This is a genomic window from Caballeronia sp. LjRoot29 (assembly GCF_964252755.1).
Classification (GTDB): domain Bacteria; phylum Pseudomonadota; class Gammaproteobacteria; order Burkholderiales; family Burkholderiaceae; genus Caballeronia.
This window is the reverse complement of record NZ_CAXUPU020000002.1, coordinates 340,784-362,308: the sequence shown is the minus strand read 5'-3', so window position 1 is coordinate 362,308 and position 21,525 is coordinate 340,784. Positions and strand designations below refer to the sequence as shown.

At 60.0% G+C, this 21,525-nt stretch carries 24 protein-coding genes; 12 read left to right on the top strand and 12 right to left on the bottom strand.

Annotated elements, in window-relative coordinates; translation table 11 throughout:
• Positions 1-101 precede the first annotated feature (101 nt).
• From ACSQ83_RS03785 to ACSQ83_RS03775, 3 genes are all read right to left on the bottom strand, one after another.
• Complete coding sequence (locus ACSQ83_RS03785) at positions 102-512, bottom strand: DUF2000 family protein (protein WP_436227256.1); 411 nt, start codon at positions 510-512, stop codon at positions 102-104.
• A 39-nt stretch (positions 513-551) separates the two neighbouring features.
• Positions 552-806: a hypothetical protein gene (locus ACSQ83_RS03780; protein ID WP_436227255.1), complete on the bottom strand. Its 255-nt coding sequence runs from the start codon at positions 804-806 to the stop codon at positions 552-554.
• Between the two features lie 84 nt (positions 807-890).
• The gene (locus ACSQ83_RS03775) at positions 891-1,343 is read right to left on the bottom strand and encodes a winged helix-turn-helix transcriptional regulator (RefSeq protein ID WP_414951873.1); all 453 of its coding nucleotides are present in this window, start codon (positions 1,341-1,343) and stop codon (positions 891-893) included.
• Positions 1,344-1,467: 124 nt separating this feature from the next.
• Here ACSQ83_RS03775 and ACSQ83_RS03770 point away from each other — a divergent pair, with 124 nt between their 5' ends.
• The 3 genes from ACSQ83_RS03770 to ACSQ83_RS03760 all read left to right on the top strand — a co-directional run bounded on the left by ACSQ83_RS03770 (position 1,468) and on the right by ACSQ83_RS03760 (position 3,883).
• Positions 1,468-2,103, top strand: a complete 636-nt coding sequence (locus ACSQ83_RS03770) for an NADPH-dependent F420 reductase (RefSeq protein WP_436227254.1) — start codon at positions 1,468-1,470, stop codon at positions 2,101-2,103.
• Positions 2,104-2,155: 52 nt separating this feature from the next.
• Positions 2,156-3,097 (top strand): SDR family oxidoreductase, encoded by a 942-nt coding sequence (locus ACSQ83_RS03765; RefSeq protein WP_436227253.1) that lies wholly within the window; start codon positions 2,156-2,158, stop codon positions 3,095-3,097.
• 165 nt (positions 3,098-3,262) lie between these two features.
• Positions 3,263-3,883 carry an NADPH-dependent F420 reductase gene (locus ACSQ83_RS03760; protein ID WP_436227252.1) on the top strand — a complete coding sequence of 207 codons (621 nt, stop codon included), beginning with the start codon at positions 3,263-3,265 and terminating at the stop codon, positions 3,881-3,883.
• Positions 3,884-3,940: 57 nt separating this feature from the next.
• Here the strand turns inward: ACSQ83_RS03760 and ACSQ83_RS03755 are convergent, their stop codons facing one another.
• Positions 3,941-4,348 carry a winged helix-turn-helix transcriptional regulator gene (locus ACSQ83_RS03755; RefSeq protein ID WP_414951876.1) on the bottom strand — a complete coding sequence of 136 codons (408 nt, stop codon included), beginning with the start codon at positions 4,346-4,348 and terminating at the stop codon, positions 3,941-3,943.
• Positions 4,349-4,458: 110 nt separating this feature from the next.
• On the opposite strand from ACSQ83_RS03755, the gene ACSQ83_RS03750 reads away from it, so the two are divergent.
• From ACSQ83_RS03750 to ACSQ83_RS03740, 3 genes are all read left to right on the top strand, one after another.
• Positions 4,459-5,193 carry an SDR family NAD(P)-dependent oxidoreductase gene (locus tag ACSQ83_RS03750; protein WP_436227251.1) on the top strand — a complete coding sequence of 245 codons (735 nt, stop codon included), beginning with the start codon at positions 4,459-4,461 and terminating at the stop codon, positions 5,191-5,193.
• 70 nt (positions 5,194-5,263) lie between these two features.
• Positions 5,264-5,863: an NADPH-dependent F420 reductase gene (locus ACSQ83_RS03745; protein WP_436227250.1), complete on the top strand. Its 600-nt coding sequence runs from the start codon at positions 5,264-5,266 to the stop codon at positions 5,861-5,863.
• A 49-nt stretch (positions 5,864-5,912) separates the two neighbouring features.
• Positions 5,913-6,308: a nuclear transport factor 2 family protein gene (locus tag ACSQ83_RS03740; RefSeq protein ID WP_436227249.1), complete on the top strand. Its 396-nt coding sequence runs from the start codon at positions 5,913-5,915 to the stop codon at positions 6,306-6,308.
• Positions 6,309-6,869: 561 nt separating this feature from the next.
• Here the strand turns inward: ACSQ83_RS03740 and ACSQ83_RS03735 are convergent.
• Entirely contained in the window at positions 6,870-7,223 is a 354-nt protein-coding gene (locus tag ACSQ83_RS03735; RefSeq protein ID WP_414951880.1) for a hypothetical protein, read from the bottom strand.
• 198 nt (positions 7,224-7,421) lie between these two features.
• Positions 7,422-7,736: a hypothetical protein gene (locus ACSQ83_RS03730; RefSeq protein ID WP_414951881.1), complete on the bottom strand. Its 315-nt coding sequence runs from the start codon at positions 7,734-7,736 to the stop codon at positions 7,422-7,424.
• A 598-nt stretch (positions 7,737-8,334) separates the two neighbouring features.
• On the opposite strand from ACSQ83_RS03730, the gene ACSQ83_RS03725 reads away from it, so the two are divergent.
• Positions 8,335-8,595, top strand: a complete 261-nt coding sequence (locus ACSQ83_RS03725; RefSeq protein WP_436227248.1) for a hypothetical protein — start codon at positions 8,335-8,337, stop codon at positions 8,593-8,595.
• Positions 8,596-8,883: 288 nt separating this feature from the next.
• On the opposite strand, the gene ACSQ83_RS03720 is transcribed toward ACSQ83_RS03725, so the two are convergent.
• Positions 8,884-9,804: a LysR family transcriptional regulator gene (locus tag ACSQ83_RS03720; RefSeq protein ID WP_436227247.1), complete on the bottom strand. Its 921-nt coding sequence runs from the start codon at positions 9,802-9,804 to the stop codon at positions 8,884-8,886.
• Between the two features lie 94 nt (positions 9,805-9,898).
• Between ACSQ83_RS03720 and ACSQ83_RS03715 the strand changes: the two genes are divergently transcribed.
• The 3 genes from ACSQ83_RS03715 to leuD are packed head-to-tail and all read left to right on the top strand — an operon-like array spanning position 9,899 to position 12,814.
• Positions 9,899-10,777, top strand: coding sequence for an alpha/beta fold hydrolase (locus ACSQ83_RS03715; RefSeq protein WP_414951969.1), 879 nt, complete (start codon positions 9,899-9,901; stop codon positions 10,775-10,777).
• A gap of 5 nt (positions 10,778-10,782) precedes the next feature.
• Positions 10,783-12,204: a 3-isopropylmalate dehydratase large subunit gene (gene leuC / locus ACSQ83_RS03710; RefSeq protein ID WP_436227246.1), complete on the top strand. Its 1,422-nt coding sequence runs from the start codon at positions 10,783-10,785 to the stop codon at positions 12,202-12,204.
• Positions 12,197-12,814: a 3-isopropylmalate dehydratase small subunit gene (gene leuD / locus ACSQ83_RS03705; protein WP_436227245.1), complete on the top strand. Its 618-nt coding sequence runs from the start codon at positions 12,197-12,199 to the stop codon at positions 12,812-12,814. Before leuC ends, leuD begins: the two co-directional genes overlap by 8 nt.
• 93 nt (positions 12,815-12,907) lie before the next feature.
• On the opposite strand, the gene ACSQ83_RS03700 is transcribed toward leuD, so the two are convergent.
• Together ACSQ83_RS03700 and ACSQ83_RS03695 are read right to left on the bottom strand one after the other, a co-directional pair.
• Positions 12,908-13,801 (bottom strand): MlaA family lipoprotein, encoded by an 894-nt coding sequence (locus ACSQ83_RS03700; RefSeq protein WP_414951886.1) that lies wholly within the window; start codon positions 13,799-13,801, stop codon positions 12,908-12,910.
• Positions 13,802-13,884: 83 nt separating this feature from the next.
• Positions 13,885-16,497 (bottom strand): MMPL family transporter, encoded by a 2,613-nt coding sequence (locus ACSQ83_RS03695; protein WP_436227244.1) that lies wholly within the window; start codon positions 16,495-16,497, stop codon positions 13,885-13,887.
• Between the two features lie 289 nt (positions 16,498-16,786).
• Here ACSQ83_RS03695 and ACSQ83_RS03690 point away from each other — a divergent pair, with 289 nt between their 5' ends.
• Positions 16,787-17,035, top strand: a complete 249-nt coding sequence (locus ACSQ83_RS03690; protein WP_436227243.1) for an AbrB/MazE/SpoVT family DNA-binding domain-containing protein — start codon at positions 16,787-16,789, stop codon at positions 17,033-17,035.
• Positions 17,029-17,358 carry a type II toxin-antitoxin system PemK/MazF family toxin gene (locus tag ACSQ83_RS03685; RefSeq protein ID WP_436227242.1) on the top strand — a complete coding sequence of 110 codons (330 nt, stop codon included), beginning with the start codon at positions 17,029-17,031 and terminating at the stop codon, positions 17,356-17,358. Before ACSQ83_RS03690 ends, ACSQ83_RS03685 begins: the two co-directional genes overlap by 7 nt.
• A gap of 12 nt (positions 17,359-17,370) precedes the next feature.
• On the opposite strand, the gene ACSQ83_RS03680 is transcribed toward ACSQ83_RS03685, so the two are convergent.
• The 3 genes from ACSQ83_RS03680 to ACSQ83_RS03670 all read right to left on the bottom strand — a co-directional run bounded on the left by ACSQ83_RS03680 (position 17,371) and on the right by ACSQ83_RS03670 (position 21,471).
• Positions 17,371-18,054: a Fe2+-dependent dioxygenase gene (locus tag ACSQ83_RS03680; protein WP_414951890.1), complete on the bottom strand. Its 684-nt coding sequence runs from the start codon at positions 18,052-18,054 to the stop codon at positions 17,371-17,373.
• 61 nt (positions 18,055-18,115) lie between these two features.
• Entirely contained in the window at positions 18,116-20,356 is a 2,241-nt protein-coding gene (locus tag ACSQ83_RS03675) for a TonB-dependent siderophore receptor (RefSeq protein WP_436227241.1), read from the bottom strand.
• 410 nt (positions 20,357-20,766) lie between these two features.
• Entirely contained in the window at positions 20,767-21,471 is a 705-nt protein-coding gene (locus ACSQ83_RS03670; RefSeq protein WP_414951892.1) for a TetR/AcrR family transcriptional regulator, read from the bottom strand.
• Between the last annotated feature and the right edge of the window lie 54 nt (positions 21,472-21,525).

Below are 21,525 nucleotides of genomic sequence, written 5' to 3'. Positions count from 1 at the left end.
TTTTGGCTTGGCTGTTGCGCGGCTGAGTGGGAATGGCGGTCTGTGTACGGCGTGCGACCGCGTTTCGAGCTTTTCTCGATATCGTTTTAATCTTGTTTCAATCATCCATGCAGTGATAAGCCCTTGATGGCTTTATCGACTGCTTTCTTCGGGCCTCTTACGGCCAGTCCGACTAGATCGGGCGCATCTGCCGGCTCCTTTAGAAACACTTCCCGATTGGCTTCATCGTGGCCAGTGGAAAACATCGCGCGCACGTAGACGGCGCGGGTGAGTTCTCGTTCTATCGATTGGCGGAAGGCGCGGAGGATGCTGGGGGTGTCGGCTTGGTAGATCATTATTGGTTGGCCCAGGAGGCGGGCGTGGGTTGTGCCTGCGGCGTCGATGTAGGGTTCGCCCATTGCGTCAGGGGCTGCACCCGCGATGCCGGTTGCGAGGAAGGCGGTTACGTTGAGCTTCTGCCAGACGGGGAGTTCGTCGAGGATGATGATGGCTACTTTGGTATCGAATTCCATGAGTCGGGGCTTTGAGCGGTGGTGACTTTGAGATGGTAATCAAAGTGATTGCCGGGTGGGGAGATAGCGTGTCAGAAACGAAGGCGCTTCGAGAAACTGACGATGCAAAACCATCAGCAAGCGATTTGACAGAATGGCATTCAGCCGCAAGATGGTGGCGGCCGTTCGGGATACCTCGTGGTTGCGCTGCCACGAATGTCCGCTGACATGAAAATTGAATGAGTCTTCTCGACCCTGAACCGCCGCTGGGATTGGTGAAACATTAATGGCGGCTTCCAGTACCGTGTCGGACATCGGCCCAGCTATTCGCTGCACCACGTAGCCGATGACGTGTGCATATCGTTCGTGCGACGTAACAGGGCGCGCTTGCCGTCTTACTCATTCCTTGCTCTCAGGAAACATACATCCGCCATTGCGGACCAGCGCCTTCACCTCTTCGCTCACCTGCATCGGGTTTTGACGCAATCGAGCAGCGAACTCTTTGCTGCGCCGCACGTACGACTTCGAATCGTACTTCGCGCTCCAAAGGACTATGTTAAGCACGACGGGGATGAGATCCAGGCCCTTCTCGGTCAGCGAGTAGAAGTCCTTGCGCCTGTCTTCGGCGCTGGGCGCCTTCGAGAGAATTCCTTGCCCCTCAAGAAAGGCAAGGCGGGAAGCAAGCACATTGGTCGCGATTCCCTCTTCCGATTTCAGGAACTCGCCATACGTCTTCTTCCCAACAAAAACGATGTCGCGAATGATCAAGAGCGACCATCGGTCGCCGAAGACCTCCACGCCGTAGTTCACTGCGCAATGGGACCGAATGTCTTCTTTAGATGTCATCTTCATGTCTAGATATTAGCATCGCTTGCATGTTGCAAGTAAATTTCCATTTTTACTTGTTTTTTGCAAGCAATCTATCTAGCATGGTTGTTTGGAAGTACGAGCAGCACCCAACTCACCAGGAGACTGCATGAGCACTATCAGCATCATCGGCACAGGCGGCATGGCCGCAGCGATCGGCGGCCTTGCCGCCAAGGCCGGACACACCGTCGAGGTGATGAGTCGCGACGCCGTCAAGGCGCGGGCGCTCGCAGAGCAGATCGGCGCCGGCGCGACGACAGGAACGATCGGCGCCGCCCCGGCCGGAGACATTGTCATCTTGGCGGTTCGCTACTCCGCCGTTCTTGACGTGGTGAAGCAGTACGGCGAAGAGCTGGCAGGCAAGGTTCTTGTCGACATCACCAATCCGGTCGCCTCCGACCACACGAGCTTCGTGACCCCTGGAGACAGTTTCGGCGCGAAGGAGATCACCAAGGCCGCCCTTGCCGATGCGATAGTTGTCAAGGCGTTCAACACCCAGTTCTCCCACGTCCTGGCTGCCGGTCCCGCCGAGGGCCACCCATTGGACGTGTTCATCGCCGGGGACGACGCGCAGGCGAAGGCTCGCGTCTCGGCGTTCATCGAGAGCCTCGGACTACGCCCTATGGATACCGGGCCGCTGCCCATGGCGAGGACGCTGGAGCACGCCTGCCTGCTGTCGCTGGGCCTCCTCACCCACTCCGTCAAGCACGCCAACTTCTCAATCGGCGTCAGCCTTCTCGGCTGAGTGCACCGGCACCACCGCTTCCCGCATCACATTACTCATAAGGAACATTCACATGCACGTTTTCGTCACTGGCGGGACCGGCCATTCCGGTCCGTACATCATCTCCGACCTCATCGCCGCCGGCCATGAGGTCACCGCCCTGGCTCGTTCAGACAAGGCGGCGGCTGCGGTGTCCGCACTCGGTGCGAAGGCGCGTGTCGGTAGCCTCGAGGATCTTGACGGTCTTAAAGAAGCGGCCGCCGCCGCCGACGGTGTCATCCATGTCGCACACCGGCAAGACCTGATTCCGGTCGGCGGAATCAACGCCGTGGCCGATGCGGAGCTTCAGATCATGCTCGCATATGGCGAGGCGCTGGCCGGAACCGGAAAGCCGCTGGTCTCATCGGGAAGCATCGGCTCGCCCGGCTGGGAAAACCTGGGCCGGCCGGCCACCGAGGAGGATCCGCCTCTTCCCGGCGGCGATCCATACAAGAACACCTTGCGGGTTCGTAACATCGTGGAAACCACCGTAATCGGCCTCGCCGAAAAAGGCGTGCGATCTTCGGTCGTTCGGATTCCTGAAATCATGCACAGCACGACTGATAATGCCGGCTTCCTTCCGCTGCTGATCGGGCTGGCGAAGGAAAAGGGTGTCGTCGGTTACCCTGGAGACGGTGCGAACAGGTGGGCCGCCGTGCACACCCGCGACCTCGCAACCGTGTTCCGCCTGGCGCTTGAGAAGGGCGCCGCCGGCAGAAGCTGGCACGCGGTTGCAGACGAGAGCATTCCGTACCGCGAGATCGCCGAGGCCATCGGCAGTCGCCTGAAGCTGCCCGCTGTGCCCATTCCCGCGGACGTGCTGATGCTGCCGGGGTATTTCGGGTTCCTTGCGAATCTGGTCACGCTGGATACCCCGGCGTCGAATGCCATCACGCGCCAGACGCTCGGCTGGACCCCAACGCAGCCCGGCCTGTTTGCTGATATGGACAATGGCCACTACTTCCCTGCCAGCTGAGCTAAGCGGACGGCAGGGACTCCCGCATCGCGCCGAGCCCGACCAAGACACTATCCTCCCGGAGTGGTGGAGGGTGACGCAAGTGGCTCGGCGCACACGGAAAACATTATGGGCGAAAGCCTCGTACAGATTACGGGCATACCCCAACTCAGAGGGATATTTGACATGAGCACTATTAGCATCATCGGCACAGGTGGCATGGCCACGGCGGTCGCCGGCCGTATCGCCAAGGCAGGACATACCGTCGAGGTCCTGAGCCGCGACCCAGCCAAAGCGCGGGCGCTGGCCGATAAGCTCTCAGCGGGAGCGACCACGGGGACTTACGCCGCCGCGCCGGCGGGCGACATCGTCATCCTCGCCGTGCCGTACGGCAGTGCGGCAGCAGTGGTGACCGAGTTCGGGGACGCGCTCGACGGCAAGGTGATCATCGACATCACCAACCCGGTCTCCCCCGACCTTTTCGGCCTCGTCACCCCGCACGGCAGTTCCGGCGCGCAGGAGATCGCCAAGAGTCTTCCCGCCACCGCTCACGTCGTAAAGGCGTTCAACACCGTCTTTGGCCACGTACTTGCTAAGGGTGGACGTCTCGACGCGTTCATCGCGGCCGACGATCCGGAGGCCAAGGCGCGCGTCTCGACCTTCATCGAGAGTCTCGGACTGCGTCCGTTGGATGTCGGTGGCCTGCACATGGCCTCGACGCTCGAGGCGCTCGGTCTGATGATGATCGGCCTGGCCAAAAACGGCGCCGGCACCTGGGATATCGCCTTGAACGTCGAGATCGGCTGAATCACCGACGCCGCGTCTTCATCGACAGGTCCACAACACCGCTGGGAACAATGTCTCTCACGTCGTTCTCAGCGGTTCTTGCGTATCCGGCAAAAGCAAGCGGTCGCGCTCGGCGAGCATGTTCACCATTTCTGCCATGTTCTCGGTTCCCCAGGTGCACAGCGGGACAATCTTGTCGGCGAGACTGCGGCCGAGCGGGGTCAGCGCGTAGTCCACGCGCGGCGGCACCTCCTTGTAGTCGGTCCGCGCCAGTACGTGATCGGCCTCCAGTTCCTTCAATTGCTGGATCAGCACCTTGGCGCTGACGCCATGGACGTTGCGCTTGAGCTCGCCGTAGCGCTTCGGGCCGTCGAGCAGGAAGTACAGGATCAGCGGCTTCCACTTGCCCGAGATGATGCTGAGCGTGGCGGCGAGCCCGTAGGAGTAGCGGCCACCGCAGTTTTGATTTTGAGTACAGTCAGTCATTTTCCATGGTTACCAAAAGGTGCATACTTGTCCTTAGGTTATCAGAACTGCATACTTGTCTCAAGCAAGCAGTTCCTGCTTCCGTACTACTCCAAGGAAGGATGCACGACATGACCAGACTGAATGGAAAGACCGCTGTGATCACCGGTGGCGCTACCGGCATCGGCCGCGCCGCAGCAAAGCGCTTCATCGAGGAGGGTGCCTTCGTCTTCATCTTCGGCCGCCGGCAGGAATCGCTCGACGCCGCTGTGGCCGAGCTCGGGCCCAATGCTCGCGCTGTGAAGGGCTCTGTCTCGAATGAGGCCGACCTCGACCGACTCTACGCGGCGGTGAAGGCCGAGCGCGGAACCCTCGACATCGTCTTCGCCAATGCCGGGGCGGGAAGCCAGGCTGCGCTCGGCAAGATCACCGCCGAGCACATTGACGAACACTTCGACACCAATGTGAAGGGTACGATCTTCACGGTCCAGAAGGCGCTGCCACTGATGAGCGAGGGCGGTTCGATCATCCTGACCGGATCGAGCGCCGGCACCACGGGCGCGCCGGGAATGAGCGCCTACAGCGCGAGCAAGGCGGCAGTGCGCAACCTCGCGCGGACCTGGGCGGAGGACCTGAAGGGCACCGGCATCCGCGTAAACGTGCTTTCGCCCGGGGCGACTGCGACCGAACTCGCGAAGGAAGCGCTCGGCGAGGAGGGCCAGAAGGTCTACGCCGCGATGACTCCGCTCCAGCGCATGGCCGATCCGGCGGAGATCGCGGCAGCGGCTGCCTTTCTCGCGTCGTCGGACAGCAGCTTCATGACTGCCAGCGAAGTCGCCGTCGACGGCGGCCTGGCGCAACTCTGACGCTACGTCCTAAGGCGCTCCATTCGATTATTCGGAGCGCCGTAGGGCTCGGTAAACTGAAGGAAAATCTATGAGCTACGCAATTATCGGCTTCGGCAAGATCGGCCAGGCCCTGGCCAAGGCGTTTGCCCGCAAGGGCATCGAAGTATCCGTTGCAACCACGCGCGACCCGGAAAGCTTTGCATCCGCCGCGGCCACGATCGGACCCACGATTATCCCCAAAAAACTAGCGGATGCCGTCGGGGCTGACATCGTCTTTTTGGCTGTCCGTTACGAGTCGCACCGGGATGTCGCGAAGGCGCTGCCGACCTGGCAAGGCAAGACCATCATCGATGTGACCAATGCCTACGGCGTGTCTCCTGAGGAACTGGGAGGACAGCCTTCTTCCAAGGTCGTCGCGCAGGCCTTCACTGGTGCAAGACTGGTTAGGGGCTTCAACCATTTGGGCGCTGCCGTCCTTGGCCAGGATCCGGCCGTACAGGGTGGCAGGAGAGTCGTGTTCCTGACGAGCGACGATGACGGCGCCGCAGCGGAGATTGGTGCGCTTGCGGAAAATCTCGGTTTCTCGCCGATCAAACTTGGCGGCCTTTCGGAAGGTGGACTGCTTGTGCAGGCGCGCGGCAGTAGCTGGGGTCAACTGATCTTTAAGGACTTGGTCAAGTTCGACTGAAGAATCGTAATCACAAATTTCGATGCGATCCTGCAATGGAGAGATTTCGATGAGCACGCAAGAGAATGTCCAGATTGTGAAGGATTTTTTTGCAGCAATGGGCTGCGGCGATGAGCAAGGTCTGTTGGCGATTTCTGCCGAAGACATTGAGTGGATCATTCCGGGCGAGTGGCCGCTGGCCGGCACGTACCACGGACACGCCGGGTTGGCGGGCTTGCTTCAGAAGGCCTCGGAAATGGTGGAAACGTCATACCCAGAGCCTCCCGAATTCGTAGCGCAAGGCGACCGGGTTCTAGTCGTTGGCTTCGCCACGGGCAGAGTCAAAGCCACGAACAGGACGTTCGACGACCATTGGGTCTTCGCCATTACCGTTCGAAATGGCAAAGTGACGAACATCCGGGAGTACATCGACACGCTTGCACTGGCGCGGGCCTTCGAAACTTAAGGCTGAAGCTGGCGATGAATCTAACAACATTAGTCAATCCGTTGGGTCGAACTGAGTATGTGGAAGTCGCAGGCAGGCATGTTAGTGCGGGTACTTACCTCATTGAGACGCGAACCCATCGAGCTTTACGCGCTGTATCCGACCCACAGCAGCATGTCATGAAAGGTCCGCGCTTTCATTGATGCCCTTATTGGCCACCTTGATACGGTCAAGCTAACGTCCTCGCGCGACTAGCAACTGTCGTCCGCCAGGCGAGCGCCAAGGGATCGATAGCAGCAATTGACCTGACGAACAAAATCATGGACTCAACGTCGCTTCGCTGCGTGCAGCGGACCGTCGAATGTCCGACTCCTTCGCCGGTCGACTGACCGGAACTGGCCGATATGGGCCGATGGCGTCAGTTCAACTGAGTTCCCCGAAGCCTCCATTCGTGAAGCCTGGGGCGAATTCGCTAACGGTCGGCGACCTGCCAATCATAGGCACGAAACGGCAGGCGATTAATAGGCGCTATGGAAAGCATCGCATAAGGCCGAAGAGTTGTCGTTCGACGGTAAGTCCTTGTCAGGCATCCCCAAACGGATTCCCTTTCTTCATCGCTGGCGTTTGGTTCTTCGTCGCCTGATGGTTCTGCAACCAGAACATCGCTTTGTTCAACCCTTGCGTGTGCCAGTCCTGTCCCATTTCGCAGATGAACACTCGATCATCGGCTGCCGTCGCACGCGAAAACGAACCCGCCAGTTCCTTGGCCGAGCGATCCGTGTTCAGCACCAGAAACGCGCCCATTTGATGCAGGTGCAGGAACTCGTAGTCGTCGCCTGACACTTGTGCCGCGATGTCTTTGATCTGTGCGTGCTGTTGTGTCGGAGTACCGATAAATATGCTGACCAGATACGTCACTTTCTTGTTCGGGTTCATGTTGTTCCGTCGTGCCGTAGTTGGGTGGGTCAAGAACTTTGATTGTCACACAACGGGAAGCGGCATCTCTTGAACATGCGGACCCACCATCGAGGAGCACGCCGCGAAACCTCCCCAACGACCAATTCCCAAAAACAAAAAACTGGCGAGCCACCCACTCGCCAGCCTATCCATCCCTACCAAAAAATCACCAAACCGCTACTCCTTCCCATGCCCCGCGTCCAACGGCTTATGCTGCTCCGCTCCTGACCCGGGGAAGAACGTATCCCAAACGGCCCGAACCCCTTCCGCCGCCGTCACTTCGGCTTCGATACTCTCCGCGCCGTCGACCTTACTCGGATCGCCAGAAAGGCCGCGCCAGTGAGTGAAGACGAGCATCGGTTTTTCGGTCCATCCGTCCGTACCAAACTTCGCGAATGCCGTTTCGCCGCTCGCAAGTTGTACCTCGTACCATCCGTCGCGCACTGGTGAGTAATCGCTCAACGGAAACCATGCAGTCGGATCGAGTTTCACAAGCTCCCCCCATAGATCGTTAGGACATTGCTGTCAGTGTAAGGATTGCGGGCATATCACGTGCCTGACATCAAGACCAAGGCACCTCGAAACGTCGTCACATCCGCCCAAGCAAACCTAAATGCAAGAATACGCGAAGGTAAAAAGGCGCTGCAGGATCTCCCCGCCCGATGCGTGCCATCGATGCAGCGAGAACCGGAATTTCCAACAGACGCCTGGTCTCGCCATTACATATCCAACCGGCCACCGGCCAAAAAAACCGTCCATCCGTTTCAAACGCAATAGCGGTAAAACCTTAATCACCCCTTCGCCATCAATAGCATCAACCGCACAACAACTGTGCATCCATGCGTTATCCCACGCTACTCATTAAATTGACATATTCTGTCTGTATAAGCATCCGTTCACCCATGCCGCATACGGCATAAATGAAGTATTTGCCACATAACAGCCGGGTAATTCCACGTATAAACCCTGAATAGGGCAAATCCGGTTGATTCTTGTTTTTTGTTTATTGATAATGCCTAAACACAATGTCGTGCCAGACCAACTGGTGCGCTGAGAGAGTAGTGAGTCGTCAACTTGGGGGGAATCAGTCATGCAATACGCTGAGATCGCTTACGAGAACGTCGTCTTGATTCCGCTGGCCGCGTATGACGATGGCTTGTATGCAGCCATGCTTATCGTGAGGGAAGTCGATGGCCTTCAGCGCGCTACTGGCGTGCTGGGACATTTCCCGTGCCCCGTCGATGCCCGCAAGTTTGCCCTTGCATACGGCATGGCGGAAATAGACGAACGTCGTCATGCGCCACAGCAGCAGCAACGAGTCATGCATCAGTCTTTCGATCAGGCCGCATAAATCCGGCTTTCCAAACCGAAAGACAAAGCAAAGCGTTCCGAAACAAACCGTATAGGTATCGATAAAACACGCCCGCCGAAAACGCGGGCGCGTTAATTATGGGCATTTGCTCATTAACGATGCAAACATTCACATCGATTCAATTAATTAAACGCTGCATTTTTTTGCTAAGTAAATAACCGCATCGAATAAAACACTGCCCGCGATGAAAGACCGGTGAATGCCTTATGTCGGTCAGTCGCGCGCTTTGTCGCGTCCCTGTATTGCGACACGTCTGTGTTCGGCCAATCAAACTATTAAGCAACCGCTTGTCTGGCCGGCCCCAGCGCGTAACTCATCCCCCAGGAACTCCACGAACGTCCGCAACTTCGCGGACAGCTGGTGCCGCTCCAAATAGACCGCGTGGATATCCGCGTTCGGCAGCGCCCAGTCGTTCAGCAGCACCATCAGCCTCCCATCGCGCACCAGCGCCTCCGTCTCCCATTGCGAGCGCACGGCAATGCCGCGTCCATCCAGCGCCCATTGCAGCACCGCCGTCCCGTCATTGCTGCTGAGCGGCCCATCGACTTTGACGGTCTCCATCTTTTTACCGCGCGTGAAATGCCACGTGCCATACGCCGATTCGTTCTCGCGCAGCACGAGGCACGCGTGCCGCGTCAGGTCGTGCGGCATAGCAGGCTGCCCGTATTTCTCCACATATTCCGGCGATGCACACGCAATCCGCCGGTTCTTGAGCAGCAAACGCGCGTTGATGCGCGCATCGGGGACATCGCCGAAACGGATGCCCAGGTCGAACCCTTCCTCCTGCAAATTCACCGGCCGGTCGGACAGGTGAAGCTGGATCTTGATCGCCGGATATCGCTCGATGAAGCTGGACACCGCCGGCGCAATCCGGCTGCGCCCAAATCCAAATGACGCGTTCACGCGCAGCAACCCCGTCGGCTCCGCTCGGCTTTTTGTGACGAGTTGTTCCAATTCGGCGAGTTCATCGAGGATGCGCGAGCCGTTCGCGAGATACAACTCGCCTTCCGGCGTAAGGCTGACGCGCCGCGTGGTGCGGTTTAAAAGCCGCACGCCGAGCCGCCGTTCGAGTTGCGCGAGACGCTTGCTAATGGAAGGCGGCGTCACGCCGAGATCGCGCGCAGCCGCCGCCAGGTTGCGATGCCGCGCGACCAGCGTGAACAGGTTGAGGTCCGAAAAACCGTCCATCGATTAGTTCCTGGAAGTTAAGTCTGGATTGCCTGAATAGAAACTGTATCGGGAAATGCATCAATTAAACTTCATAAAACTGCGGGAGACAATGATGTTCGATGACTTCAAGGACGTATCGGCAACCGTCGATACCGTCAGGATCAAGGCAATACAAGGCGGCGAAGGCCCGGCGTTACTGCTGCTCCACGGCCATCCGCAAACCCACGCGATCTGGCACAAGGTCGTGCCCGAGCTGACGAAACACTTCACCGTCGTGGCGGCGGATCTGCGCGGTTACGGCGATAGCGGCAAACCAGAGGGCTTGCCCGATCACAGCAATTATTCGAAGCGCCGCATGGCGCAGGATCAGGTCGACCTGATGCGCACGCTGGGTCACGAATCGTTCGCTGTGCTCGCGCATGATCGCGGCGGGCGGGTGGCGGCGCGGATGGCGCTGGATCATCCGACGGTGGTTACGAAACTGATCACGCTCGATGTAGCGCCGACGCTCGCGATGTACGAGCAAACGTCGTTCGAATTCGCGCGCGCTTATTGGCACTGGTTTTTCCTGGTCCGTCCCGCGCCGTTCCCCGAGACGCTGATTCGCGCGGACGCTGACCTGTATTTGAAGCAGACCATCGGCGCGCGCAGTGCGGGGTTGAAGCCGTTCACGCCCGAGGCGTACGCGGAATATCTGCGCTGCCTGCAACAGCCGGAGACGGCTCACGGCATCTGCGAGGACTATCGCGCGAGTGTCGGTATCGATCTGGAACACGACCGCGACTCGTTGGCGAAGGGCCAGAAGATAACCTGCGATTTTCTGGCGCTATGGGGCGCGGAAGGCGTGATCGAAAAGTGCTTCGATCCTGTCGCCGAGTGGCGCCATTTCTCCGATAACGTCAGCGGCCACTCGCTGCCATGTGGCCACTACATTCCGGAAGAAGCGCCCGAGTTGCTGCTCGCGCGTGTGCTGCCGTTTCTTCGGGGCTGAGCATCATGTCGAACCACACTACTTTCTATAAGAAGCTCGTCGACTCGCATACGGTTACGCGTATCGACGATCAAAACGTGCTGCTCTACGTCGATCTGCATCTGATGAACGAGTACACAAGTCCGCAAGCGTTCAGCGGACTGGCTGAACGATCCAGGCCGGTGCGTCGTCCTAAGCAGCAACTCGCCGTAGTCAGTCACATCATCCCGACGCACGCCGAATCGCCGCGTGTGATTCGCGACGCCGCCTCCCTGCTGCAAGCCGAAAATCTCGCGCGCAATTGCGACAAGGCGGGCATCCGGCTGTTCGCGGCGAACGATCCGCTGCAGGGGATTGAACACATCATCGCGCCGGAACTCGGGTTGATCCGTCCCGGCATGGCCGTGCTTTGCGGCGATAGCCACACGACCACCTACGGCGCGTTGGGTGCGCTGGGGTTTGGTATCGGCACGTCGGAGGTCGAGCACGTTCTCGCGACGCAGACACTGGTGTATCGCGTGGCGCAGACCATGCGTATCACTATCAATGGCGCGTTGCCTTATGGCACGGCATCGAAGGACGTGATCATCTGGATAATCAGCCAGATTGGCGCTCAAGGGGCGCGAGGATATGCGGTGGAATTCACAGGCACGACCATCGCGTCGCTCTCGGCGGAGGCTCGCATGACCTTGTGCAACATGACCGTGGAAGCGGGCGCGCGAGCAGCGTTGATCGCGCCAGATAAAACCACGTTCGACTACGTCCGCGCGCATGCCACATCGCTGGATGAAGCCGCATGGCAAGCCGCGCTCGCCGACTGGAGCGATGTAAGATCCGACGCCGACGCCACCTTCGACGCCGAATTCACCTTCGACGCCCGCGATATCGCGCCCTTCGTCACGTGGGGTACGAGCCCCGACCAGGCGATGCGCGTCGATGCCCTCGTGCCCGATGCCACTCAACAAGCCACGCCCGAAGCTGCCGCCGCATTGCGTCGTGCGCTCGACTACATCGGCCTTGAATCGAATCAGCCGATCGCCGGAACGCCGATCAACCGCGTGTTTATCGGCTCATGCACGAATGGGCGGATTGAGGATTTGCGCATCGTCGCGTCGATTGTGCGGGGGCGCAAAGTTGCAGCGGGCGTACGCGCGATGGTCGTGCCGGGCTCGGGCTCGGTGCGTCGGCAGGCTGAAGCGGAAGGCATCGCGGAGATTCTAAAAACTGCCGGCTTCGAATGGCGCGAGCCGGGCTGCTCGATGTGTCTCGCGATGAACGACGACTTTCTCGAAGCAGGCGAACGCTGTGCATCCACGACGAATCGCAACTTCGAAGGCCGGCAAGGACGCGGCGGCCGCACGCATCTGATGAGTCCCGCGATGGCCGCCGCCGCCGCGCTGACCGGCAAGATCACCGACGTCCGTTCCCTGGAAAATCACCATGACTAAGCTGACCACGATTGAAGGCAGCGCGGTGCCGTTGCCAATCGAAAACCTCGACACCGATCAGATCATGCCGAAGCAGTTCCTTCGCATCATCGATAAAGCGGGTTTGAGCAAAGGCTTGCTCTACGACCTTCGCTTCGATGAACACGGCGCGCCGCTCGCAGATTGTGTACTTAACCAGCCCGCGTATAACGGCGCACGCATCCTGATCGGCGGCGCAAATTTCGGTTGTGGATCGAGCCGGGAACATGCGGTGTGGGGACTTCAGCAATACGGTTTCGACGCCGTGATCGCGCCGAGCTTCGCCGAAATCTTCTACTCCAACGCGATGAACAATCGCTTGCTGCTCGTGCAACTTGAACGTCAGGCAGTGGACGTGTTGCTGCGCGAATCGACGAATGATCCGGCGTCGAAGATCCTCATCGATCTGGAAGTGCAGACGGTCACTTCAACCACCAGCGCTCAGGTTTTCACGTTCCCGATCGGCGCGCGGCACAAGCGCATGGTGATCGAAGGCATGGACACGATCGACCTGACATTGACCGCGCTCGCCGACATTGAAGCCTTTGAAAAGCGCCACTTCGAGCGCCATCCCTGGGCCGCCGTGATGTAGCCCGCGCGACTGCGGCCGCACTCGTCAAAAACACCGTGAATCCCACCGCTTTGGCGAAAGCTAAAACCAAAGCGGTGAGGCGCTGAGGCCAGCTTACTTCCCAGCCGGTGCCGACGCCGGCTCGGCCGCACCCGGATCAGCGTAATTCGGCAAGCCTTGCGAACTGCTGCTCCCGCCCATGCCCGGCTTCGCCGGCGCAGCCGTCGCGCTCGCGGCGCCCGGAGGCGATGCGGCAGCACCGCTTTCATCGCCATAATCCGGCAACGACGCGTTCGCCGCGCCCGTCAACAAATACTGTCGACGCTGCGTGTAGGCATCGCGGACAAACGCGTATTTATCCAGCGCCGCTTGCGACAGGATGTCGGTGGCGCCCAGCAGATCGGCCCGCGCGCTCACGAACTGCACGACGAACATCGACACACTCGCTTCCGTACTCAAATACGTCCCCGGATTGAGCGGATAGCTCGCGATCCAGTTCGTTGAATCACGCACCGAGCTGGGCCCGAGCAGCGGCAGCACCAGATACGGTCCCGACGGCACGCCGTAATGGCCCAGCGTCAGCCCGAAGTCCTGGTTGTGCTTCGGCAGCCCCGCAGCTGAAGCCCAGTCGATCAACCCGCCAATCCCGAACGTCGAGTTGATTGCGATGCGCATCAAGTCTTCGGACGCGTCGGTGATCTTCAACTGCAGCAGGTTGTTCGCGAAGTTGCCAATGTCGCCAATATTCGAAAAGAAGCTGCTGATCGCGGTGCGAACCGGTACCGGCGTGACCTTCACGTAACCGGTTGCAATCGGGCGGGCGACGTATCTATCGGCGGCGTCGTTGAACTTGAAGATCTCGCGGTTCATCGGTTCCAGCGGATCGCCTGGTTTCCGGTCGGGGCCTGTGGCGCAACCGGACAGGGCGAAAGCAGCGGCTGTGAGCAGCACGCCGCCGGAGAGCGCTCGCAGTTTGCGGGCGGCATCGGGCGTTTTTGCCATCCTCATGGGTCAGTTTCCTTGGGGTGATGCGTTAGTTATTAGTGCGTCTAAAGGGACGATTCAAAGGGGACGGTTCAAACAAGGACGGTCTAGACGGTTTCGGCCACTTTTGGCCGCACCCGCGGTTTTCCCATTAGAACCGGCTGAAATACCACTGCGCCGATTAACGTCGTAAAAAGCGCCAGGACGAGGAGCCTGCCCATGCTCGATGTGCCCGGATGATGCGAAAACCACAAACTGCCGAACGCCGTCGCCGTGGTGGCGGCGCTGAACATCACGGCATGCGTGAGACTGGACTGCAACAGGCCGGTTTGTCCAGAACGCCACGCCATCACGAAATAGATCTTGAACGCCACGCCAATGCCCAGCATCAGGGGCAACGCAATGATGTTCGCGAAGTTCAGCGGCATGTCGAACACCGCGCATAACTCGAGCGTGACGACGGCGGAGACCAGCAAAGGTATCAAAGTTCTCAAAACATCGCCGATACGACGCAAAGTCAGCCACAGCAGGACCGCGATGGCGATCAGCGACCACGCCGCCGCCTGCTCGAATGCCTTGATGATCGTATTGGCCGAATGCAACACGGAGATAGGGCCCCCGATAGCGTTCGGCTCGGCTTTCTGCACGGCATTGGCGAAGCGGGCGAGCAGTTTGTCGTCGTCGCGGCTTTTGCCGTCCAATGCTTTAGGCGATGCTTCCACGAGCGCCTGGCCGTTGGCGGCGAGCCAGCCTTCGGTCATCGATTTAGGCAGCGACGCGAGCGTGATCGGCGAGGGTTGCAGCAGCGAGCGCATCTGGCCCAGTGCGATGCGCAGCGGGTCGGACATAGCGTGCTCGGCGCGATCGCGGGTGGCGACATCGGCGGCGGCGAGCTTTTTCAGCGTCGCCGCGAGGTGGCGCGCTTCATTTTCACCGGGGCCGGGATGTTCATCGGCGGCGAGTTCCAGTGTGTTCGACAGCCGCTTGAGCGAGGCGACGCGCACCGCGTCGTTGGCGGGCGTGGCGACGCGCTGGTCCAGCGAAGGTAAAAGCACCGTCGCCGCAGCGGCAATCAAATCGAGCTTTTGCGGCTGATCGGCAGGAATGAGCGACGACACAGTGGTGGCCCGCTCCACTTCCGGCAGCTTCTCGAGCTTTGCCGCGATCTTGTCCGCTTCCTCGAGCGAGGGCGCGAGTACCTTCACATCATTCACGGCCGCTTCGGGCGCGTCTTTCAGCGAGAGCAGCGTGGCCATGGACTCCGTTTTCGGGTCCTTCAGGTTGAGCGGATTGAAGTCGAAACGCAGATGCAACAGCAACGGCAGCGCGCAGATCACGACGACCAGCGTGGCGATCAGCACCGGCTTGCGATTGCGCGCGAGGTATTCGTCCACCGGCGCGAGCTTCGGAAAGCCTGGCGAGCCGGCTTCTCCCGGCGGCCCGAACACCTTGATCAGCGCCGGGAACAGCGTCATGTTGGTGAAATACGCGACCAGCATGCCGACGCCCGCAATCTGCCCGAGTTCGGACACCCCGCGATACGCGGTCGGCAAAAACGAGAAGAAACTCGCGGCCGTCGCGGCGGCGGCGAGCGTCAGCGGCACGCCAACGTGGCGCGCCGTATTCACGAGTGCAACGTCCAGCCGGTCATCCTTGAAGCGTTCCTCGCGATACCGCACGCCGAACTGGATGCCGAAATCCACGCCGAGCCCGACGAACAGCACCATGAACGCGATCGAAATCAGGTTCAGCGCGTGGACCATGAGCAGGCCGATCGCGGCGGTGATCGCGAGTCCGACGAACAGCGTGATGAACACCGAGACAATCATCTTTCCCGAGCGCAGCGCGAGCCAGAGGATCACCAGCACGACGATAAACGTCAGGATGCCATTGAGCACGGCGCCGTCTTTCAGCGACGCAAATTCTTCGTCGGAGAGCGGCTGTTCGCCCGTGAGCCGCACGACGGCCCCATATTTCTCCGATAACTTCAGCTCATTTGCTGTCGCCCGAATTGCGTTCGATCCGCTCGCACCGGGTTCCAGCGCGTTGTAGTCCACCATCGGCTGGACGGTGACGAACGCGCGGGCGGGATGCGTCGCCGAGGGTTCGACGAGATTGCGCCACGAGAACACGGCGGGCTGATTGGCGACGACTTTATCGAGCACGTCCGCGCTCTGGCCCAGCAGCTTGGACATTTGCCCGAGCGTCACCTGGCCAAGTTGCAGCGGCAGGTTGAGGCTGGTGTTGAGCGTGCCGGCCAGGCCGGTGAGCGTGGGGTCGTGCGCCAGCGCGTTGATCAGCGGACGCGCTTTGACGAGTTGCTGGGTGGTGTCGGCGACTTTATCGGTGGAGAGATAAAGCAGGCCGTTATGTTCGAAGAAGTCGCCGCCCGAGGGTTGCGACACCGCCGTGAAGTGGGCCGTGTTCTTGGTCAGCGCGGCGGCGAGCTCGTTGGCGGCGGCATCGGCGAATTCAGGCGCTTGCGCTTCGACCACCACGAGCACCGTCGATCCGCGTTGCGGAAAGGCTTCGTCAATCGCGTGGCTGCGCGCGGCCCATTCGGGTTCTGTTTCGATCAACTGGCTGATGTCGGTGCTGATCTTGAAGTGATGCACGACGTAATAGCCGCTCAGCACGGCAATCAGCAGCGATAAAACGATGATCCAGCCGGGTCGGCGAATCGATAACGTGACGAGACGGGCAATGAGAGGCGTGAGCATGAAGGCGGATGCCTCGGAGGGCGTGTTCTGAAGTTTTGCTAATTAACCGGGAGGCCATGAGGCGCCGCGTGAGTATACCGGGCGCGGGGAAATACTCGCAGAAGGAGCGTGCGCGCGACGGGCGCGAGTTGGATACTGCGATCGGACAAAAACTTTTTGGTCTGGTCAGCAGTTTGCGGGCCGGGCTCTGGCGGGCAGCGCGGCGCGCGCGCGCTTAATGACAGATTGTACTAACATTGTGCAACCACTCGGCCCGTTTACGGACCAACATTGTCATTACGGTGAAGCGATGAAAACAATGATTCGCAGGATGGATAACTCGCAAGGCGTGTTGATTCCGAAACCCATCCTGGCCCAACTTGGGCTGGAGGACGAAGTGGAGATGGAAGTGGAAAACGACGCAATTGTTTTAAGAAAGCCGCAGAAGAAAGCCCGCCAGGGTTGGTCTGACGCAAGCAAGGCCATCGCTCAAGCGGGCGACGACGAACTCGTACTCGGCGAGTTTCCAAACGCCGACGATTCGGAGCTCGCATGGTAGTGCGTGGAGAGGTCTGGCTCATTGAAATGGATGAGCTTGACGCTACCGTTGGCAGCGAGATTCAGAAAACCCGGCCTTGCGTGGTGATCTCGCCGCCTGAATTGCACGACCATCTGCGCACGGTGATCGTCGCGCCCATGACGACAAAAAGCCGGCCGGCGCCATACCGTGTATCTGTTGTCTTCAGTCAAAAGAAAGGGCTGGTCCTGCTCGACCAGATCCGCACAATCGACAAAACCCGTCTGGTCAAAAAGCTCGGCGCCGTGCCGGCGAGTACGCTCTCGGTCGCGTTGCGGACCTTGCAGGAAGTCTTCGCAGCCTAGCTTTGGCAACCCCTACGTCTCGCTCCAAAGCCTCAGCAGATTGTGATAACAGCCCACGAGCGTTCGCCTCGCGGCGTCGTCGGCGTTTTCTGCGTTGAGCCTTTGAATGGCTGTGTCCATATCGAATAGCAGGCTGCGGCGGGTGTCGTCCCGAACCAGGCTTTGTGCCCAGAAGAAACTCGATACCCGCATTCCCCGCGTCACCGGCCGCACCTGATGCAAGCTCGTCGCCGGATAAACAATCGCATGCCCCGCCGGCAGCTTCACTTCCTGCACGCCGTACGTGTCCTCGATCACCAGCTCGCCGCCGTCGTAATCCTCGGGCGGGGTGAGGAACAGCGTGATCGATACATCGGTTCGAACCCGCGTGCCATGTCCCGGCACGAGCCGGATTGCGCCATCGACATGACTGCCGAAATGCATCCCGCCTTCGTAGCGGTTGAATAGCGGCGGATACACCCGGTTGGGCAGTACCGAACTAATGAACAACGGATGCCGTTCGAGCGAAGCAATGATGGTGTCGCCGAGTTCGAACGCTATTGGCGCTTCCTGCGCGATCTGCTGGTTGCGCTTGACCGGCGCGCCCTGATAACCGGCCGTCGCGCGCCCGTCCACCCATGCGTCCGACGCATCGAGTCGCTGGCGCATGGCGGCGGCGTCTTCGGGGCTGAGGACGTTGGGTATCGAAAGGATCATGTTTTTTGGGGCCCGGCGGCCGCGCGATGTGCATCGCGCGGCTCGTGTGGCGGGCAGTCGGTCAGTAGAACCGGTAGTTTAGCGTTGCCAGGAACGTCCGGCCGTAACCCGGCACCGCACGCCCGCCATCCGATGGAATCAGCGAATCGTAATAGTGCTTGTTGGTCAGGTTCTGCACGTTGAACTGGATGTCGTAATGCTTCTGGTGGAACGCGGCCATTGCGTCCCAGCGCGTGTACGCAGGCACTTGCACGAAGTCGTTGCTCGCGGCATATCGCGCCGATGTGTACACCGGACCGCCGCCGAAAGTCCATTGCGGCGTGAGGTCATAAGTCGTCCACAACGTGATCATGTTGCGCGGCGTGTTCGCGAGCGTCTTGCCGTTGGTGTTGTCCAGCGCCTTCACCACCTGGCCGTCCATGTACGTATAACCGCCGAAGACTTGCCACTTGTTCGTGATGTGGCCAGCCAGCCCGAGTTGATAACCTCGCACGCGCACGTCGCCGTCGAGCGAGTAGCTGCCGTCGGCCTGGAGCGTGCGAGCATTGGTTTTATCGATATTGAACAGCGACTGCGTCACGGACAACCCGCCGTTCAGCAAGTCCCACTTCGTGCCCACTTCATACGAGCGGTTCGATTCCGGCGGAATGTTCTGCTGGTTGTTCGTCAGCGTCAGCGCTTCCAGCGACGGGTTGAACGACGTGCCGTACGACACGTAGTACGACTGCCAATCGGTCGGCTGGAAAATGATCCCGCCGCGCACGCTGGTGAAGTAGTTGGTCTGCGTAGCGTATGAAGGCGCGTTGAGCGTGTTCTTGATCGACGCCTCGTAACGGTCCCAGCGCAAGCCGCCCACCACCTTCCAGTACTGGCCGATCGACACCGTATCGTTGGCATAAACGCCCACGCCGTTCGCGCTCGACTCCGCCAGGTTGGTCGCCACTTCCCGCGTATTGGCGGGCCGCGTGGTGTACTGCGGATTGAGCAGCGGAACGATCGCGATGGTGTTCGACGGCAGGCCCGGCGTCGTCGCGGTGAACGACTGGTTGCTGTAGGTCTCGTGGCTCAGGTCAACGCCCGCGATCACCTCATGCTTGAGGAAGCCGGTATTGAACTTGTAGTCGATATCGGTCGTGTTGTAGACCGAGTGATCGTTGATGTTGCGGTCCTTGCCCTGCAACTTCACATAGAGCGACGACAACGGCAGCGTCGTGAAATTGCCGTTGGCGAGCGCAGTGGATGTTCCAAGCGGTCCGGTCAGCACAGCCGCCGCATTGGTGGCCGTGGCTTCGGTGCCGTAGTGGCTGAACTGGGTCTCGTTGCGCAGCGTGAGGTTATCGTTGAAACGATGCTGGATGCGCGCCGACAGCGTCTGCACGTCCTGGATCGTCCGATCGCCTTCGAAGCCGTAGAACTGGCTCTTGCTCACCGGGACCGGCGCGCCGTTTACCGGCGGAATGCCGTAGTCCGGCTGGTCGCGGTTGTGCTGGATCAACGCTGACAAGGTGACTTCCGTCGGCGTTCCAATGCCGAAGCGCACGGTCGGCGCGAAGCCGTAGTCCTTGCTTTTCATCACGTCGCGCGTGGAACCGAGGTCTTGCCCGAACGCGTTGAGCCGCACGGCGGATGTGTCGGACAGCGGCTGGTTGATGTCGAACGTGGTGCGGTAGCGGTCGCTCGTGCCGACCATCGCGGATACCGATGCATGCGCTTTCAGCTCCGCTTGCTTGCTCACCTGGTTGATCACGCCGCCCGTGGAGCCGCGTCCGAAATACAGCGATGACGGGCCATACAGCACGTCGATGGATTCAAGGTCGAACGTGTCCCGATAGTACTGGCCGCGATCGCGGAAACCATCGAGATAAATGTCGGTGCGCGCCGAAAAACCGCGCAAGTTGATGTTGTTGCCGATCTGGCCGCCTTCCGCCGCGCCAAGGGTGACGCCGGGAACGTTGCGGAGCGCATCGGAGAAAGAGGTGGCTGCCTGGGACTGAAGCACGGCTTTCGGGACCGCCACGGCCGCTTGCGGGATATCGCGCAACGCGGTCGGGACCTTGGCGCCTACGGTCGACGTATCGGGCTGGAAATCGGGCGTGACGGCCTGGGCGTTGACGTGCACGGCGGGCAGTGCGGCGCCTTCAGTGGGGGAAGTGGCTTGCGGGGCTTGTGCCGACGGGTCCGCCTGGGCGGTTTGATCGGACTTGCTGACTGGCGCGGTCTGCGCGTGAGCATAAAGCGGTACGGCAACAGGAGCCGCCAGCGCGGTCATGATTGCCGCGGCAAGCGGTGTCTTCCTCAACATGTGTTTCCCCGAGTGCTTGATAGTCAAAAAAGCCGGCGCCGTTGCGCCGTGCCGTCAATTGTTTTCGTGATTCCCGCAGCGACGGGCGAGCGGCCGGTAAGCGGCGCAGTCGAAGCAGCTGTTTGTAGTTGCGAAGGGTGTGCAGCGTTACCGGATAGTTCGTGAATACGAATCAATATCATTACATAGGTAAGAATTGTTTTCAATACGGCTTCGGGAACTATGCGGATTGCTGACGGACCAAGGCCCGGCAATTTTCACGAGGGGGGGTCATCGGGGGAAATAAAACGCGCCTCGGAGGTCGAAGCGTTGTGGGGCGGGGATGAGAGGGGGAAGCCAGAAATGGCGAGGCAACCAAAGTCTCTGGTAACGTCGCGGACAACCGTAATCATTCTACAAATTCAGATCTTTCATTCAGGCGTGTTTTCAAACGTCTTGAGCGCCGCCGCCATGTCGCGTTGTAATTGCCCCAGCGCGGCGACTTTCGGATTGGGCGGCTGCAAACCCTGCCAAAGAAGCAGGGATAACCGCTTCGACGTCTCCTCAATATCCACGGTTTTCTTGCTGATCGCGTCCCACAGCACATGTTCCATCGGCCCGTAAATGCTCGAGCGCAGCAGGCTCAAGGGCAGGTCGTCGCGGATATCGCCGGCTGCCACGCCGTCCGACAGCACTTGCATCAGCGGCGCGGTATAGCGCCGCTGGAGCCGCACGATTTCATCGCCGAAGGTGTCGTCTTTCGCGCGCCCTTCCGACAGGATCAGCGCGCATAGGCCCGGCCCATCGATCATCAGCCTGTACAGATGCGTGCGGATCAGGAAGAACAGCTTCGCGCGCGTGCCCGTGATGCGCGGCAACGTGGCTTCAATCTCCGCGATGATCTCGTCATACCAGTCGCAGATCACGCGCACGCAGAGGTCGCGTTTGCCGGAGAAATACGTGAAAACCGTCGCCTCCGATACCCCCAGCCGACGCGCCATATCGATGGTCGTCGCCGACGCATATCCGCGCTCCGAGAACACTTGCCGGGCCACGAGCAGGATGTCCTTGATGCGTTGTTCGGACTTGACGCTTGACGGTGCGCGACGTGCGGGGAGGGTTTTGAGCTGACTCATGGTTGGCGATGGGTTAGCGATGAAAGCCGCTCGTCAATGAAAGTATTTTGAGTG